The organism is Kaistella chaponensis (genome assembly GCF_900156725.1).
Taxonomy (GTDB): Bacteria; Bacteroidota; Bacteroidia; order Flavobacteriales; family Weeksellaceae; genus Kaistella; species Kaistella chaponensis.
In genome coordinates this window covers 273778-290499 of sequence record NZ_FTOI01000002.1, presented here as the reverse complement: position 1 = coordinate 290499, position 16722 = coordinate 273778, and the positions used below count along the sequence as shown (strand labels likewise).

At 35.3% G+C, this 16722-nt stretch carries 17 protein-coding genes; 8 read left to right on the top strand and 9 right to left on the bottom strand.

From position 1 onward, the window contains the following. Nucleotides 1-211 precede the first annotated feature (211 nt). From BW932_RS03470 to BW932_RS03440, 7 genes are all read right to left on the bottom strand, one after another. Nucleotides 212-1450, bottom strand: a complete 1239-nt coding sequence (locus BW932_RS03470; protein WP_076385381.1) for a primase-helicase family protein — start codon at nt 1448-1450, stop codon at nt 212-214. Further along, complete coding sequence (locus tag BW932_RS03465) at nt 1447-1824, bottom strand: helix-turn-helix domain-containing protein (RefSeq protein WP_076385379.1); 378 nt, start codon at nt 1822-1824, stop codon at nt 1447-1449. The genes BW932_RS03470 and BW932_RS03465 overlap by 4 nt, the downstream gene beginning before the upstream one ends. 112 nt (nt 1825-1936) lie before the next feature. Beyond that, entirely contained in the window at nt 1937-2728 is a 792-nt protein-coding gene (locus tag BW932_RS03460) for a hypothetical protein (protein ID WP_076385377.1), read from the bottom strand. A 1-nt stretch (nt 2729) separates the two neighbouring features. After that, complete coding sequence (locus BW932_RS03455; protein ID WP_076385375.1) at nt 2730-3971, bottom strand: site-specific integrase; 1242 nt, start codon at nt 3969-3971, stop codon at nt 2730-2732. After that, entirely contained in the window at nt 3968-4537 is a 570-nt protein-coding gene (locus BW932_RS03450) for a helix-turn-helix domain-containing protein (protein ID WP_076385373.1), read from the bottom strand. The genes BW932_RS03455 and BW932_RS03450 overlap by 4 nt, the downstream gene beginning before the upstream one ends. Nucleotides 4538-4768: 231 nt before the next feature. Further along, entirely contained in the window at nt 4769-6658 is a 1890-nt protein-coding gene (dnaK, locus tag BW932_RS03445; RefSeq protein WP_076385371.1) for a molecular chaperone DnaK, read from the bottom strand. A 264-nt stretch (nt 6659-6922) separates the two neighbouring features. Next, nucleotides 6923-7306, bottom strand: coding sequence for a c-type cytochrome (locus tag BW932_RS03440; RefSeq protein ID WP_076385369.1), 384 nt, complete (start codon nt 7304-7306; stop codon nt 6923-6925). A 138-nt stretch (nt 7307-7444) separates the two neighbouring features. Between BW932_RS03440 and BW932_RS03435 the strand changes: the two genes are divergently transcribed. From BW932_RS03435 to BW932_RS03400, 8 genes are all read left to right on the top strand, one after another. Beyond that, the gene (locus BW932_RS03435) at nt 7445-7948 is read left to right on the top strand and encodes a c-type cytochrome (protein WP_076385367.1); all 504 of its coding nucleotides are present in this window, start codon (nt 7445-7447) and stop codon (nt 7946-7948) included. A 37-nt stretch (nt 7949-7985) separates the two neighbouring features. Continuing rightward, nucleotides 7986-9986 (top strand): Sec-dependent nitrous-oxide reductase, encoded by a 2001-nt coding sequence (gene nosZ / locus BW932_RS03430; protein ID WP_076385365.1) that lies wholly within the window; start codon nt 7986-7988, stop codon nt 9984-9986. 147 nt (nt 9987-10133) lie between these two features. Then, nucleotides 10134-10718 carry a hypothetical protein gene (locus BW932_RS03425; RefSeq protein WP_076385363.1) on the top strand — a complete coding sequence of 195 codons (585 nt, stop codon included), beginning with the start codon at nt 10134-10136 and terminating at the stop codon, nt 10716-10718. Between the two features lie 42 nt (nt 10719-10760). Then, nucleotides 10761-11171, top strand: coding sequence for a nitrous oxide reductase accessory protein NosL (locus BW932_RS03420; protein ID WP_076385361.1), 411 nt, complete (start codon nt 10761-10763; stop codon nt 11169-11171). 7 nt (nt 11172-11178) lie between these two features. Continuing rightward, a complete protein-coding gene (locus BW932_RS03415; protein WP_076385359.1) occupies nt 11179-12405 on the top strand; it encodes a nitrous oxide reductase family maturation protein NosD in 1227 nt (408 codons plus the stop codon). Nucleotides 12406-12475: 70 nt separating this feature from the next. Further along, nucleotides 12476-13198, top strand: coding sequence for an ABC transporter ATP-binding protein (locus BW932_RS03410; protein ID WP_076385357.1), 723 nt, complete (start codon nt 12476-12478; stop codon nt 13196-13198). Nucleotides 13199-13249: 51 nt separating this feature from the next. Then, a complete protein-coding gene (locus BW932_RS03405; RefSeq protein WP_076385486.1) occupies nt 13250-14017 on the top strand; it encodes an ABC transporter permease subunit in 768 nt (255 codons plus the stop codon). A 174-nt stretch (nt 14018-14191) separates the two neighbouring features. After that, nucleotides 14192-14749 (top strand): fasciclin domain-containing protein, encoded by a 558-nt coding sequence (locus tag BW932_RS03400; protein ID WP_076385355.1) that lies wholly within the window; start codon nt 14192-14194, stop codon nt 14747-14749. 132 nt (nt 14750-14881) lie between these two features. On the opposite strand, the gene BW932_RS14310 is transcribed toward BW932_RS03400, so the two are convergent. Both BW932_RS14310 and BW932_RS03390 read right to left on the bottom strand, forming a co-directional pair. Continuing rightward, the gene (locus BW932_RS14310; RefSeq protein ID WP_076385353.1) at nt 14882-16096 is read right to left on the bottom strand and encodes a hypothetical protein; all 1215 of its coding nucleotides are present in this window, start codon (nt 16094-16096) and stop codon (nt 14882-14884) included. Next, the gene (locus BW932_RS03390) at nt 16096-16692 is read right to left on the bottom strand and encodes a Crp/Fnr family transcriptional regulator (protein ID WP_076385351.1); all 597 of its coding nucleotides are present in this window, start codon (nt 16690-16692) and stop codon (nt 16096-16098) included. Before BW932_RS03390 ends, BW932_RS14310 begins: the two co-directional genes overlap by 1 nt. Nucleotides 16693-16722 lie beyond the last annotated feature (30 nt).

Below are 16722 nucleotides of genomic sequence, written 5' to 3'. Positions count from 1 at the left end.
TTTAGGGGTTGAGTTTTAGAAAAAGTTTGATGATTTGATGAGAAGACACTGTATTTAATTGTATATCATTTAGTTATACACTCATCAAACTCTCATCGTCTCATCAAACTTGTATTTTTTCTCTCATCAAACACTCATCAAAAATGACGGTATATAAATTTGATGAGGCTTTTGATGAGTAGTAAGTCATTGATTTTCTTTTCATTATCAACTAACTCATCATTTCATCAAATTTTTGAGAAATAAAATTTCTTTTTATGGTAAAATAGCGTCCAAGTTTATTTTGCTGAAAGAAACTTCCGCCATAATCCATGTCGTATTTGATATAAGCCAAAGAATTTTGTTGCGGTTCGAGTTTCCAGATTTCCTTTAATAATTTTCGCACATCATTGATTGTCCAGTAACTGCTTTTAAACATTTTGTTAAGCATATTCAGAATATCTTGTGGAACTGCATTTATTTCTTGATCTTCTACACTTTCAAAAAATTCAAACAATAATTCAATGATCCGGGATTCAAGTTTGTTATTATTTTTCCAGACTAATTTTTGCAAGGCAGTTGTTCGGAGTTCCGTGTGAGTAAACCACATTCGTGTTTTCTTCTGACTGTGAAATGGTCTTTGTATCAAGTAGTTTAAGAAGTATGGAATTTCAGCATTAAGATCACGCAGAAATTCTGTTCGTTCGGATTTAATCGGTTTAATTTTTAGAATCCAGAAGCGCACTTCGTTTTCATCGATCTGAATAAAATTATCTTCATTGTTGGAACAGAGAATAAACTTCGCAAAAAAATCGACTTCCTCCCGGTCTTTTCCTTTCGCTTCTTTTTTATCTTTATCTGTGGTAGAAAGATATTTTAAACGTTCGGTGATCTCTTTTTTATCAAAGAAGACTTCATCAATTGCAACAATGAGCATTGATGTCCAATCTGCGTTAAACTGACTTCCAAATGAATCTCCTTTGATGTAGGTCATATTCAACCCAAAAATACATTTGAGCCATTTTATAAATGTTGTTTTTCCAGTAACTCTTTCTTTGCTGACCAGACAAAGTATAGGTAGAATTTGCGTGGGATATAAAAGTAATATTTTTAAATAGTCTAATCCCAATTCTATCTGTTCACCAAAAATATGCTGCATAAAATCCAGAGAAAAAGGAATTTTTTCTTTAATGGATTGAAGGTCTGCTTTTTCATCATTTGGTTGAAAAGGCATTTCATTGTACACATTGTAGAATCCTTCAATAACTTGTTGATAATCCAAATGGCTGGGAATACAGCAAAATCCATCAAATTTCGGAACGCTTGAAACGTATGTTTTTCCGTGGTCGCTTATGATCGTTTCTCGATTCCAGCGGACAAGAATTGAAATTTTATCACCTGAAATCAGTGGCTTTTCAATGGTTTTGTAAAAGGAAGTTCCGACTCTTAAATAAGGGATTTCTGTGCTCATGATTTGAATTTTAGATTACATTCTGCTGAAGTTTTTCTAAAATTCTTTTTGAAATCTGCGGTTGCTTCAGATTCAATTTCCTGTAAAGTTTTCTTCCTTCCTTTAGAAATCCATTCTAATAATTCATCTTCAAAAAAATAGAGTTTCTTACCATTTTTATAGCACGGAATTAATCTTTTCCGTACCATAGTGTAAACGGTAGGTTTGGCCTTTCCAATAATTTGGCAGGCTTCCGTTATATCTATCGGAATTCTTTTTTGAGGAACTTGCTGTGGTTGCTTTACTTCTACCAAAAGTTTTATTATAGCAATTTCGCTGACCAGATGTGCCACTGCTTTTGGCAGGTTTTCGAATGAGATTTCATTACTCTCCATAACTGTTGTTTTTGATTGTTATGGTGCAAAGAAAAAAAGTGATTCCTCTGTGATGGCCGTAAACATGCAATCACAGAGGAATCACTTAAAATACACTTCGTTTTGTGATTTTTTATGTCTTTTGGTAGTCTGCCAGGTTTTCTTGAATTTTTATAATGCCTTTTTTAGGTTCATCTTTCAAATGGGATTTGATACTTTCCAAATCAATATCATCAAGCGAAACGAAAACATTTTTTAATAATTTTGAAACCTCTTCCTGTTTTATAGGTCTGAAATGATTCCAGATATTCCAGCCGAAATGATAAAGGTCTAGGTTTGTTAAGTCCTCTGTGTAAACAGAAATATTATTAAGAATATTTTCTTTTACTGAATATAAATTTACGGCGTCGCAAAGTGCATCAAGATCTTCATCCTTTAAATATAATGCAAATTGATTTCGAGTATAATCTACAGCGACTTGCAATTTCTCCCTTTCGATTTGTTGCTTTTGCTGAAGTTGGGTTTTTCTTATAGACTCAAGATGTACCTTTTCCATAGTTTGATCCTCAATATTTTCCTTTGAATCCTCAATTAACTGATTTGCTGTATTGTCATCAATTATTTCTTTTTGCTCAATTGTAATATTCTCATGATTTTTAGTTGGAATAAAATCTACAGTAGAATTTTTGGAATTATTCTTTTTGCTAAATATTTTTCTAAATCCAACAATTATGACATCAAGAAACAAAATGATAATCGCATAAAATAAAATACTTAATGCTGTAATTGACCAAAATACAATATTTGCGGTATACTCATCACCACCTTTACCAATAAAAGAGATTCTTGCTAACGCCCCCACGACTACACATACCACCAGGACCGAAAGGTAAATAACAATATATTCAAAATATTTCAAATTCATTTTATAAATTTTTTAAATGAATAGCCGTCGAAGCTTTGTTTTTCTTTTCATCAACAACCTTTGCATAAACCTGCGTAGTTTTTACGTTCGTATGACCAAGCATTTTACTGACGGTGTAAATATCAGTTCCACTGGAAAGTTGTAATGTAGCAAAAGTATGACGGAAGTTATGAAAAGTTATTTTCTTGGTTATACCTGCGCTTTCAATCCATTTTTTAATTGGTCGGGAAATCCAAGCTGGGTTTGTTAAATCTTTAAACACCAATTCATTCGAAGAACCTACTTCCCCGCAAAGTTGTAAAGCTTGTTTAGACATCGGCATATATTCAACACCTTTGGTCTTTTTTTGAGTGAAGTTTATTCTTGCCTGATCGTTTTCAATCTTAATTTCATTCCACGTTAATTTTTGAATATCGGAATGCCGCAAACCTGTCAAAGCAGAAAAAAGTGCTGCACGTTTTAGAACATCAAGTTCGCAAGGTGTTTCAACTAAAGTATTGAGTTCTTCTAGCGTTAAATATTCTCTTCTCGATTCTTCATGCGGAATTGATTTTATTTTGGCAGAAATATCAGTTGTAAAATATCCGTCAATGAAAGCTTCTTTCAATGCAGCCTTGAAAACAGAAAAATAGGTGGAAGCTGTATTTTGAGAAATTATCGCTTCTTTATTGCTACCACTTTTTGCAGTCAACAAATACGATTTGAAATTTTCACAGAATTTTGTGCTAATCTGTGAAAACATAATTTTTTCACCTCCGAAATCTTTTAGAAATTCTATCGAGCGATACCAATTGACTTGAATAGATTCGGAATTATTTTTATGCCTTTTATTGACAAGCAAATCAAAATATCTAATAAAATTCTCCTGAGATCTTTCTTTTTCCTCCTGCTGAATTATATCAAGTTCGTTGTAAAGTTCAATGTTATCGTATTCTCTCTGTCTTAATTTCCGTAATGAATCTGCGTAAAACATTGTCTCGCGGTCATTTTCACTTTTGCAAACGATAATTCCATTATCATCTCTTTTTGGTTTGAATGAAACTGAATTTTCCGTAGTTCTCGCAGGTCTTTTCTTGTCAAACTCTACTGTTGTGACACTTCGGTTCAAATATTCACGAATTCTTTGAGGATCATTTTTACCTGAAATCATCACTGGATAACTTTCCAAATAAATGAACCATTCTTTTCGGAACTCTGCTTTTCGCAACCTAACTGTAACTTTGGTTTTTAATAATTCTTTCATTTTCCGTCAAAAATTTTATCAATTAAATTCTTAGGTGCATACACAAAACTTCCCACCTTTTTAGTGGGGATTTTGTTTCTCTTAATTACACTATTTACGGTTCCAGGATCAGCATGGTATTTTGCACTAATTTCGGAAATTGTATAGCAAGTACCTATTTCAAAAACTTGTTTTTCCTCAATCTTTTCTTTTTCCGGCGCAATTTTTACCACAGTAAACATTGATTCCAAATCCGACTTACAAACTCGGGTTAATCTTTCACCAAAATTATGTGCTGAAATTCTATTGCTTTTGATTAATCTATAAATTGTATCCTTCGACATTCCAAATAGTATAGCAGCTTCACCCACAGAAATATAAGGTCGAGTTTGAATTTCCGCAATTTTATTTATTGATTTTTCCAATAAAACTTGTTTCGCTTCTACTTCCTGAACTAGTCTTTTTTGTCTTTTTATAGATTTTTCCGAACAAAGTTTGCTACAAAATCTTGTAGTAACTGTTTTTGCTTCAAATGGTTTCTCACAAAATTCACAAAGTTTTGGTATCCTAAGATTACTAAAGCCCATAATTCCACTATTTTAAAAAAATAAAAATCAAATTAGCCTAAATAAGACATAATAAGAAGCAGATTGTCTGCTATTAAGACGCGGTACAAGTAAGATACAAAATTACAACAAAAATCGATTAAAATCAACTATTATTGAAAAATGTAAAAATAAAAAAAATCGCCATAAACATTACGTTTACAGCGATTTACTAATTTATTTCAATCGATATTAATCGATGATAATTGCTACTTACTTGACTTCTTCAAAATCAGCATCCTGAACATCTTCTGCTCCGTTTGCTTGACCTTGAGTTTGTTGAGCGCCTGCTTCAGCACCTTGTCCTTGTGCGTACATTTCTTCTGAAGCCGCCATCCAAGCTGCATCTAGTGCTTCGGTTTTGGTTTTTACGCTGTCCATATCTTTTGCTTCGAAAGCGGTTTTCAATTCTGCATGAGCAGTTTCGATTGCAGCTTTTTTGTCTGCAGATAATTTATCACCAAATTCTTTCAGTTGCTTTTCAGTTTGGAAAATCAATCCGTCTGCTTTGTTGAAAATTTCTACTTCTTCTTTTCTTTTCGCATCAGAAGAAGCGTTTTCTTCAGCTTCACGTTTCATTCTTTGGATTTCATCATCTGAAAGTCCTGAACTTGCCTGAATTTTGATGGATTGTTCTTTTCCGGTTCCTTTATCTTTTGCAGAAACACTCAAGATTCCGTTGGCATCAATATCGAAAGTTACTTCAATTTGTGGAACTCCTCTTTGAGCCGGTGGAATATCTGTAAGGTCGAATCTACCGATTTCTTTGTTATCGTTGAACATTGGTCTTTCACCTTGTCCTACTCTGATGCTTACTGCAGGCTGATTATCAGACGCTGTAGAGAATACTTCAGATTTTTTAGTTGGGATCGTCGTATTCGATTCAATTAATTTAGTGAAAACTGAACCCATTGTTTCAATTCCTAAAGAAAGTGGTGTAACATCTAATAAAAGAACGTCTTTTACATCACCTGTTAAAACTCCACCTTGAATCGCTGCTCCAATCGCAACAACCTCATCTGGATTAACTCCTTTCGAAGGTTTTTTACCGAAGAATTTTTCTACTTCTTCCTGGATGATTGGGATTCTTGTAGAACCACCAACCAAAATTACCTCATCGATATCTGAAATAGAAAGACCTGCATCAGAAAGCGCTTTTTTACAAGGCTCCATGGAACGTCTTACCAAATCAGCTGACAATTGTTCGAATTTCGCTTTGGTCAATGTTTTCACCAAGTGTTTTGGACCTGTTGCTGTTGCAGTAATATACGGCAAGTTGATTTCTGTTTGAGGTGCAGAAGACAATTCAATTTTTGCTTTTTCTGCTGCTTCTTTCAATCTTTGCAAAGCGATAGGATCTGATTTTAAATCTACTCCTTCTTCTGCTTTAAATTCATCTGCCATCCAATTAATGATGACATCATCAAAATCATCACCTCCTAAATGCGTATCTCCATTGGTTGATAAAACTTCGAAAACTCCATCTCCTAAATCAAGGATTGAAACGTCGAATGTTCCACCACCTAAATCGTAAACTGCAATTTTTTGGTCTTTGTGTGCTTTATCCATTCCATAAGCCAAAGCTGCTGCAGTAGGCTCATTGATGATTCTTTCTACCGTTAAACCAGCGATTTCACCCGCTTCTTTAGTAGCTTGTCTTTGAGCGTCATTAAAGTAAGCTGGAACAGTGATAACCGCTCTTGTTACTTCTTGTCCCAAATAATCTTCTGCAGTTTTCTTCATTTTCTGAAGAATCATTGCAGAAATTTCTTGTGGGGTATATTCTCTGTCATCAATTTTTACTTTGATGGTATCATTTGGACCACTCACTACTTTATAAGGAACTCTCGAAATTTCTTTCGCATCATCTTTAAAATGGGTACCAATAAATCTTTTGATTGAATAAACAGTTTTCGTAGGATTCGTAACTGCTTGTCTTTTTGCAGGATCACCTACTTTTCTTTCACCATCTTCGGTGAATGCAACGATTGAAGGAGTTGTTCTTTTACCTTCTGAATTTGGGATTACAACAGGATCTTTACCTTCCATTACGGCAACGCATGAGTTTGTTGTTCCTAAATCGATTCCAATTATTTTACTCATAGTATGTATATTTTTAAATTTTAAACTTGTTTGATATCTCTTTCTCTAAAAATATACCAAGTTAAGAATTATGACAAATTGACAGAAATCTTCACAAACAAGTGCGTAGGAAGGAACATTACTGCATTAATCGGCTACAAAATTGAAGAGGTAAACTATTTTTCAGCAATTGAAACTGACATTTTATTAAATTCACTTCATAAAACATCAAAAAAAAGCCATCTTAAAAATAGAAGATGACTTTTAAAAACAATTAGAATTCAATTATTTTTTCAGGGTAAGTATATATTCTACCATTTTTTTTGCATTTTCAGGACTCATTCCCGCATGTGGTGTCATCGGAATTTCTCCCCAAACTCCTTTTCCACCCTCAATAATTTTGGTTGCTAGTAGATCAACATCTGCTTCGGTATATTTACCTGCAACGTCCTGATAAGAGGGACCTACTAATTTCGTATCCATTTTGTGACAAGTTAAGCAGTCTGCACCTTCAATCAGCGCTAAACCTTCATGTTTTCCTGCTGATGCCGAATCTACTACTTTAATGGTGGGTTCAGGTAACATCACATTGCTTTCTTTATTCACCGGCACTTTTTCGGAACAAGAAACAGCGGCGATCATTGCGCAAATCATTAAGTATTTTTTCATTTTATTTTATTTTGTTTATTACAAAACTAGAAAATTTCTATAGCAAAAGTCGCGATAAATATCATATAAACCGTATGACTCAGATCATACTTGAATACAAGCAATAGTAGGTACATTTGAGTAATAAATATATAAGTTATGAATACCTTAAAAACAATTGCACTTACCGTGCTAACTCTTGCATTATTCTCATGCGGAGGCGACAAGAAAACAGACTCAATCCCAAGTTCATCAACTACAGGAACAGCCTCTGAAACTCCTGCAGTTGCAGCAGAAAGTTCTCCAGATGCCAATAAATATGATCCCAAAAGAGGTCTAGGAAAACATGAAAAAATAGATGTCAGTAAATTCGATGCTGCAATGGCTGCATCTGGTAAAAAGGTTGCCGAAGTTAAATGTACATCTTGCCACAAACCAACAGAAGAAAAATTGGTTGGTCCAGGATGGAAAGGAGTTACCCAAAAACAAACTCCTGAATGGATCATGAACTTTATTTCAAATCCTGATCCAATGATTGATGTAGATCCTGAATTACAAAAACAACTAGAACTCTGTTTGGTTAGAATGCCCAATCAAAGTTTGAATGATACTGAAGCACGAGAAATTCTCGAATACATGCGAGAAATCGACGGAGCAAAGTAATATTCTCTAGCAAAAAAAAATTTAATCAAATATCAATATGAAAAGTCTAAAACTATTCGGACTCTCAACGGTTATTGCCTTAAGCGCGCTAACTGGTTGTAAACCAAAAGGCACTGAAACCGCAGTAAGTGGTGATGCCGCAGAAAAAGTGTACGTTGCTCCCGGAAAATATGATGAATTTTACAATTTTGTCAGCGGAGGTTTTAACGGACAAGTAAATGTATACGGATTACCAAGCGGAAGATTACTCAAAGTACTTCCTGTATTTGCGGTAAATCCAGAAAACGGTTATGGCTTTAGCGAAGAGACTAAACCAATGTTGCAAACTTCTCATGGTTTTATTCCTTGGGATGATCAACATCACCTTGCTCTCTCGCAAACCAATGGAGAAGTAGACGGAAGATGGTTATTTGCGAATGCCAACAATACGCCGCGTGTTGCAAGATTAGATTTGAAAACATTTAAAACCGCAGAAATTATAGAGTTACCCAATTCTGCCGGAAATCACTCTTCTCCTTTCTTAACTGAAAATACCGAGTTTGTAGTTGCCGGAACCCGATTTGCCGTACCAACGGATGATAAAAACGGTGACGTTCCTATTAATACTTTTAAAGAAAACTTCAAAGGCGTAATTTCTTTCATCGGCGTTAATAAAGAGAGTGGAGACATGGATATTTCATTCCAAATCGAAGCACCGGGAATTAACTTTGACCTTTCACACGCTGGAAAAGGAAAATCTGGAGACTGGTTCTTCTTCTCTTGCTATAATTCAGAAAAAGCCAACACTTTACTGGAAGTGAATGCATCGCAAAACGACAAAGATTTCATCATGGCCGTCAACTGGAAAAAAGCTGCAGAATTAGCAAAATCCGGAAAAGGCAGAAAAGTAGCAACCGAATATGTGCATAACAAATGGAACGAAAGTACACACTCCGCAACTTCTACCGTAAAAAAAGAAGTTTTGGTTCTGTCTGTTGAAGATATGAAAGACGCCATGTATTTCATTCCTTGTCCTAAATCTCCACACGGATGCGACGTTGATCCAACTGGTGAATATATCGTAGGATCTGGTAAATTGGCCGCACTAATTCCTGTTTTTAGTTTTACTAAAATTCAGAAAGCAATTGCTGACAAAGCATTTAGCGGCGAATATGATGGCGTAAAAGTGATTAAATATGAAGCAGCACTTTATGGCGAAGTTCAAAAACCTGGTTTAGGTCCACTTCATACCGAATTTGATGGCCAAGGAAATGCAATTACCTCCATGTTTGTATCATCAGAATTAGTAAGATGGAATATTAAAGATTTAAAAGTAATCGATAGAGTTCCTACGTATTACTCTACTGGTCACCTTATGATTCCTGGTGGAGATTCTAAAAAACCTTTTGGTAAATATGTAGTTGCCTATAATAAAATCACAAAAGACCGATACCTTCCAACTGGTCCGGAATTGGCGCAATCTGCACAACTCTTCGACATTACTGGAGATAAAATGAAACTCCTCCTCGATTTCCCAACCTTTGGTGAACCGCATTATGCTCAAGCTTTACCTGCTGCATTGATTTCTAAAAACCAAGTGAAATTCTTCAAAATTGATGACAACAAACATGCTTATGTAACCAAAGGGGAAGCGGAAAGCAAAGTTGTACGAGAAGGAAATAAAATCCACGTTTATATGACATCCATCCGATCTCACTTTGCTCCAGATAATATTGAAGGTATAAAAGTTGGAGACGAAGTATATTTCCACGTCACCAATCTTGAACAGGATTGGGATGTTCCTCACGGTTTCGCCATTAAAGGCAACGAGAATGCTGAACTTCTGATCATGCCTGGAGAAACCTGTACTTTGAAATGGGTTCCGAAAAAAGCCGGAATGTATCCGATGTATTGCACGGACTTCTGTAGTGCATTGCACCAAGAGATGCAAGGATACGTGAGAGTTTCGCCCGCTGGAAGCAGTACTCCACTCACCTATTCTTTGAATAATAAAAAAGATAATGCTCAAAGCCCTGTAAAACAAGGCGTAACCAAATAGAAATTATTACAAAAGGGCAGATTAAACTGCCCTTTTTCTTTTTGATGATGATGAGCTATTAGTAACAATCATTACCTTATAAATTAATATAAGTAGCGAAATCTACTGCAGAACTCATCTCAATTAAGCACTTTAAAATTTAAAAAAATGAACTCAAAAACGTTAAACAAATGGTCTAGAATCGTTCTTGCAATTCTCGGTATTAGTCTTGTGATTTCTATTTTTGTTCCAATGTGGTCGATCTATCTTCAAGCTCCTCAATATCCAGAAGGATTATCAATGTTTTTATGGTCCAATAAAATCACAGGAGATTATGAAATAATTAATGGACTGAATCACTACATCGGCATGAAAACCATTCATGAAGAAGATTTCTGGGAGTTCAAAATTCTACCTTATGCTTTAGGATTTTTTGCGGTTTTATGCTTTATAACCGCCTTCTTAAACAGAAAAATAGCGCTTTACATGACTACTATTTTATTTCTCATTTTTGGAGTCGCATTTATGGTCGATTTTTATATGTGGGAATACAATTACGGTCACCATCTTGATCCTCATGCAGCGATTGTTGTTCCAGGAATGTCTTATCAACCTCCACTCATTGGTTTTAAACAATTGCTTAATTTTGGTGCCTATTCTTATCCCAATATTGGTGGCGGAATTATGATAGGTGTTGCATTTATTTTGGCTATCTTAGCATTTATAGAGTTTCGCAAGCCAAAAACGGTTTAAGTTCACCAACAAAAAATTATTCACTTCTCAACTTTCAATCCTATGAAATTCCCAAAAAACATCTTATTAGGACTTCCATTTTTAGCCTTATTATCGTGTTCCAACAGCGGACCTAAAGATTTTCTGCTGGAAAAAGACCAATGCGATAATTGCAAAATGACAATCACCGACTTAAAATATGCCACCGAACTGATTACAGAAAAAGGCCGCGTTTACAAATTCGATGATATCAGTTGCATGACCATGTATGAAGGCTCCGAAACCGACAAAGTAAAGAATGCAAAAAAATATGTGATCGAAGCTTCAACTGGTAAATTTTTAGAATTACCAAAAGCAATCCTCATCAAAGGAGGAAGCATAAAATCCCCGATGGGCGGAAATACGGAAGCATTTGCAAACAAGGAAGAAGCGCAGAAAGCTGCAGCAACTTTGGGAGCTACATTAATTAATTAAATACTGCATGTTCAAATTATTGCTTTTAGTTTTTCCCATTTTTGTTTTTTCAACTGTTTTAAAAGTTGGCAAAAACGAACAATTTACCACGATCAAACAAGCGGTTTCCGCCGCAAAAAGTGGCGACAGTATTTTGGTTTACCGTGGTATTTACAAAGAAGGCAACATCAATATCACCAAATCATTGTCATTAATCGGCATCGGATTACCGATTTTAGATGGTGAAATGAAATACGAAATCATCTCTTTCCGAGCCAATCATATTTTGATGAAAGGGTTCAAAATCATCAATTCCGGGGAAGATGAAATTGCCAATATTGGAGCAGTTCGCTTGTACGACAGTCAATTTTCTACCATTGAAAATAATATTTTCGAAAATAATTATTTCGGCATTTATGTTCAACGAGGATTCCGCTGTCTCATTCAAAACAACAGAATAATTTCTCACCGTGCAAGTTCCCAAGAAGGAAGCGGTGACGGAATTCATGCGTGGGTAAGCGAGGAGCTTTGGATTAAAAATAATTATATTGAAGGCCACAAAGATGGAATTTATCTGGAAAAAGTCATCAAATCGTACATCTACCACAACTATTCTGTAAAAAATCTGAGATATGGACTGCATTTCATGTTCGCAGATGAAAACGTATATGTGAACAATACGTTTGATAACAATAATGCAGGAGTTGCCGTAATGTACAGCAATAACATCGGAATGGTCGGCAATAATTTCATCAACAATTGGGGCGATGCAAATTATGGATTGCTCTTAAAAGACATTAGTTTCAGCAAGATCAAACACAACCGTTTTCACAACAACACGACTGCAATTTATCTGGATGGAGCAACAAAAATTGATCTCTTCAGCAACGACTTTGAAAACAATGGTTGGGGAATGAAAATCAGTTCCAATTGTATGGAAAATAAGGTGATTCATAATAATTTCATCAACAACGTTTTCGATGTAGGAACCAGTGGAACAATGAATATGAACGACTTTCGAAAAAATTACTGGGACAAATATGAAGGATACGACCTCGACAAAAATAAAATTGGCGACGTTCCTTTTCACCCCTTGAGTTTATACGCAGTTCTGGTAGAAAGCAATCCGTCGGTAATGCTTTTGTTCCGCACGTTCTTCGTAGATCTTCTCGATAAAACGGAGAAAATTATCCCGAGTTTAACGCCGGAGAATTTTATAGACCAAGAACCATTAATGAAGAAAATAACCATCTAAAAAAAGCTGAAGATGGAACAATTTAAAACCGTACACTCGGCTTTATCCTATTTTTCATCTCTTAAATGCTATGATAGAAGTACAAAACTTAACGAAAAAATTTGATCGCTTTACGGCTTTAGAAAATTTAAATTTATCCTTTACCGATGGGAAGTCGATTGCCTTAATCGGTCCCAATGGTTGTGGAAAAACCACCTTAATCAAATGCATTTTAGGACTAAATGTCATTGAAACAGGCGATATTTTAGTGGATGGCAAAAGTGTAAAAGACGATTATCTCTACCGCCGAGAAATTGGTTATATGCCTCAAATTGGGCGGTATCCTGAAAACATGACGATCGGACAAACCATCAAAATGATCAAAGATACCCGGAAAATTTCGGAAACCCATCTAGACACAGAACTCCTGGAATCTTTCGAGCTCGAAAAAATGTTTGAGAAGAAAATGGGCAATCTTTCCGGTGGAACTACCCAAAAAGTGAGTGCAGTACTGGCTTTTATGTTCGATCCGAAAATTATCATTCTCGATGAACCTACTGCAGGACTCGATCCTCTATCTTCCGAGATTTTAAAGGAAAAGATCATCAAAGAAAAAAACAAAGGCAAACTCATCATCATTACTTCTCACCTATTGAGTGAACTCGACGATATGGTGAGCGAAATTGTATTCATCAATGAAGGGAAAGTTATCGTTCAACAATCCGTAACAGATTTAATGACAGAAAGAAAATCTGAAAAAATTTCGGAATCGATTGTAAGTATTCTCAAGGAGATGAAAAACAACGCTCAATAAAAAATCCATTTTGAACAGACTTTCTTTAAAGGATTGTCAAAAACTGAAATCATGAACAAAATAGCACGCTTTATCCTTTTCGATATTTTAAAAAACAAAATTGTTATCTTTTACACGCTTTTGCTTTTCATTATTTCCTGGTCTGTTCTTGGTTTAGAAGGCAATTACACGAAAGCAACTTTGAGTTTGCTCAATGTTGTTTTATTGGTTGTTCCGTTGGTAAGCATTATATTTTCCACGATTTATGTGTACAACAGCAGTCAGTTTATCGAATTGCTTTTGAGCCAACCTGTTCCACGAGTGAAAGTTTGGTTCAATATATTTCTGGGACTTTCCACAGCTTTGGTTTTCGCATTTCTAATTGGTTGCGGTATTCCAATCTTACTTTACGCTTCTATAGAAACGGGTTTTTCCCTTTTAATAATCGGAACTTTGCTTTCTGTTATTTTCACTTCTTTTGCAATGCTTTCGGCGATTTTGAGTCGTGACCGCGCCAAAGGAATTGGGATTTCAATTTTTATCTGGCTCTTTTTCAGTGTGATTTACGATGGAATTCTTTTGGTTTTGATGTTCCAATTTTCAGACTATCCTATTGAAGGAATCATGGCTACTTTAGCGGGTTTAAATCCTGTTGGTTTATCTCGAATTTTCGTCTTGCTGCAACTGAATATTTCTGCAATGTTGGGATATTCTGGTGCCGTTTTTCAAAAAGTTTTCGGTTCCGGTGGCGGAATGGGAATTTCGATGATCGTACTTTTTATTTGGGCAACAATCCCATTTGTACTTTCTTTAATTAAATTCAATAAAAAAGATCTTTAAACCTACTGATTCTATTAAACGCATCACCTTCAAAAAAGGAAAAAACAATCCAAAAACTTGGTTAACTCGCTGTTCTTCAACTGATAAAAATCACTTGACCGCTTCCTTTTGATATGATTGCAATCATACATTTATTCTTTGTTCTGCCGTACATTTATATAAAATTAAAGCAAAATGAAAAAGTCAATTCTAGTTTTGGGAATCATCGGATTATCCCTTGTTTCCTGCAAAAAAAGCGAAACCGTAACCGCTGCAGATCCCGCAACTGCTACAGAAGCAGTAGATCATGGTCAGGAAGGAGTGCAAGATGATGAATCGAATCCTAATGTTGTACAATTGGCTGCGAAAAATCCAGATTTATCCACTTTGGTTACCGCCGTTCAAGCAGCAGGATTAGCAACTTCACTGAGCAACGCCGGTCCTTTCACCGTGTTTGCACCATTAAACTCAGCGTTTGATAAACTGCCAAAAGGAACTGTCGAAGGATTGTTAAAACCAGATAAAGCAAATGATCTGTCGGATGTTTTGGGTTATCATACTTATGTTGGCGTTATCAAAGAAGACCAAATGACGGATGGACAATCTCTCGGAATGGTCAACGGAAAAAATATAACAATTACAATTGTTGATGGAAAACCCGTCATCAATGGAAAAGCAAAAATTGTTGCAACAGTACCCGCATCAAACGGTATTGTGTATGCAATCGATGAAGTACTGCTCCCAGGAAAATAAAAATCAGAGTTTTTGAATTTAATGTTTGTTTGAACGGCTTTCACTATTATTTTGGAAGCCGTTTTCTTGTAGCTAAATATAAATTACGATTCTTCTGTCAAGACAAAAAACGATCAACTTAAATGCTTTCAATTAAGATTTTTTAAAGCTTTTTAAATGAAGGAAGATCCAAAATATCGAAGCAAACATCAGTACAGAAACACCCAAAAGCATCTCATTTGCAAATGGAATAGAAATATATTTGATAGAGAAAACACCCATTAATCCAAGAATCAGCTCATTCAAGAAGATTCCTAGTAAGAGTAATTTGAATCCCATCAAAAGTTTATTCGTAATGGTAAAATAATGCGTCGCTAAAATTTGATTGACTAAAAATGTCGCAATACACATCAACAATACCAAATGTAAATACGCGATGACCACATTTCTAAAACCAAAAGCAAACTGGTTCAGCGCCGGAATCGTAGAACCCAACTGAAGCGCAATTTTCACCGCAAAAGCAAAACCTGCATACAGCAAGACAAATCGGTGCATTGCAGACCATTTCAACACCAAGTTGGTCCAGTTTTTCTTGATAAAAACAAACAACAATACCGCACCAATCGTTTGCATAATCGTGGCCACGACAATCACTGCAAAAATAGAAACCGGCATTTTCATCCATAAAACAGAAAGGCCATAACCAATGACACAACCTATAAACAGGAGCCAGAAAATTAGCTTGTTTTGCTTTTCGGAAATTCCAGAACCGGCTTGCTTCATGGAAAACAGAAGGAAACCTATACAGGAAAAAATGAAGAAACCATTGTATTGAAAATGCAGATAATAATATTCTGAGGCGAGATAAAGATCTTGCGTTGCCGTTTTAAACATCATCATATATCCTAAATTGAAAACACCAACCGAGGAAATAACCGCAAAAAACAAACCTGCCAAAAACCATAATTTCGAGGAATCTTGAATTTTTTTTGCATCCCGAACAAAGAAAAAGAAGAACACAAAACTACAGAGCAATGCGACCGTCGATCCTGCAATCGAAGCCCAAAAATAACCTCCATAAAGAAAAGCTCCGAGCATCGTAAACGAAGCAATGAGATTAACAACTATTAATTTCTCATATTTTTTGAGGTCAATTTGTGCATTTATTTTGTGCATATAATTAAGAATCAAAACATAAATCACATTCGTGATCCAGCCATAGAAAGCAAAATGCGAATGCGCTTCCTGCAAATGTTTCTGATCCAAAAACGGCATCGAGTATAAAATTTTATACCGCATGGTTACGCCTAAAAGTGCGACAATTAAAAAATTAAAAACAGAAAATTTTAACCAGAAACTTCTTTGCATTAGTAGTAAATTTTATGATTGATCAATTGCAGCTTTTCTTCTCTTTCCATCTTTTTCACTGCGCGAATTACCGTTTCTATAGCCAACCCGGTTGAATTAGCCATTTCTTTGCGGGTAACATCAATGATTATTTTTTCGTCAGAATCCAATCCTAAATTTCTCTTATAAATTTTTAAAAACTGAAGAATTCTTTCATTTGGATTTAAATGAACAATGGATTTCAGCTTCATGGTTTTTTCATACGCTTTGCGCGCAATTTCTTTCGTGAAACTAAAAAGTAAGGTTGGGTTATCAAGCATAAAGGTCTGAAATTGCTCCTCATTAAAGCAGAAAACTTTGGCTGTATCGCTTGTAATGATTGCATTTGCAGGATATCTTTCGCCCAACAGAAAAGGAGGTTCACCCAAAAACATATTATTTAATACGGTACTGATCAAAAACTCTTTACCTTCAGAATCGGTATTGTAAATTTTAATCTCCCCTTCTAGCAAATAGTACAAATTAACCGCTTTCTGATCTTCCCGAAAAAGCGTGTCCTTTTTCTTAAAATGGAGGAGCGGAATTTTATTTTGCAACAAAATTTCTTTAGAAAACATAATTTTATTTGATTCAAATTTAACAATTAA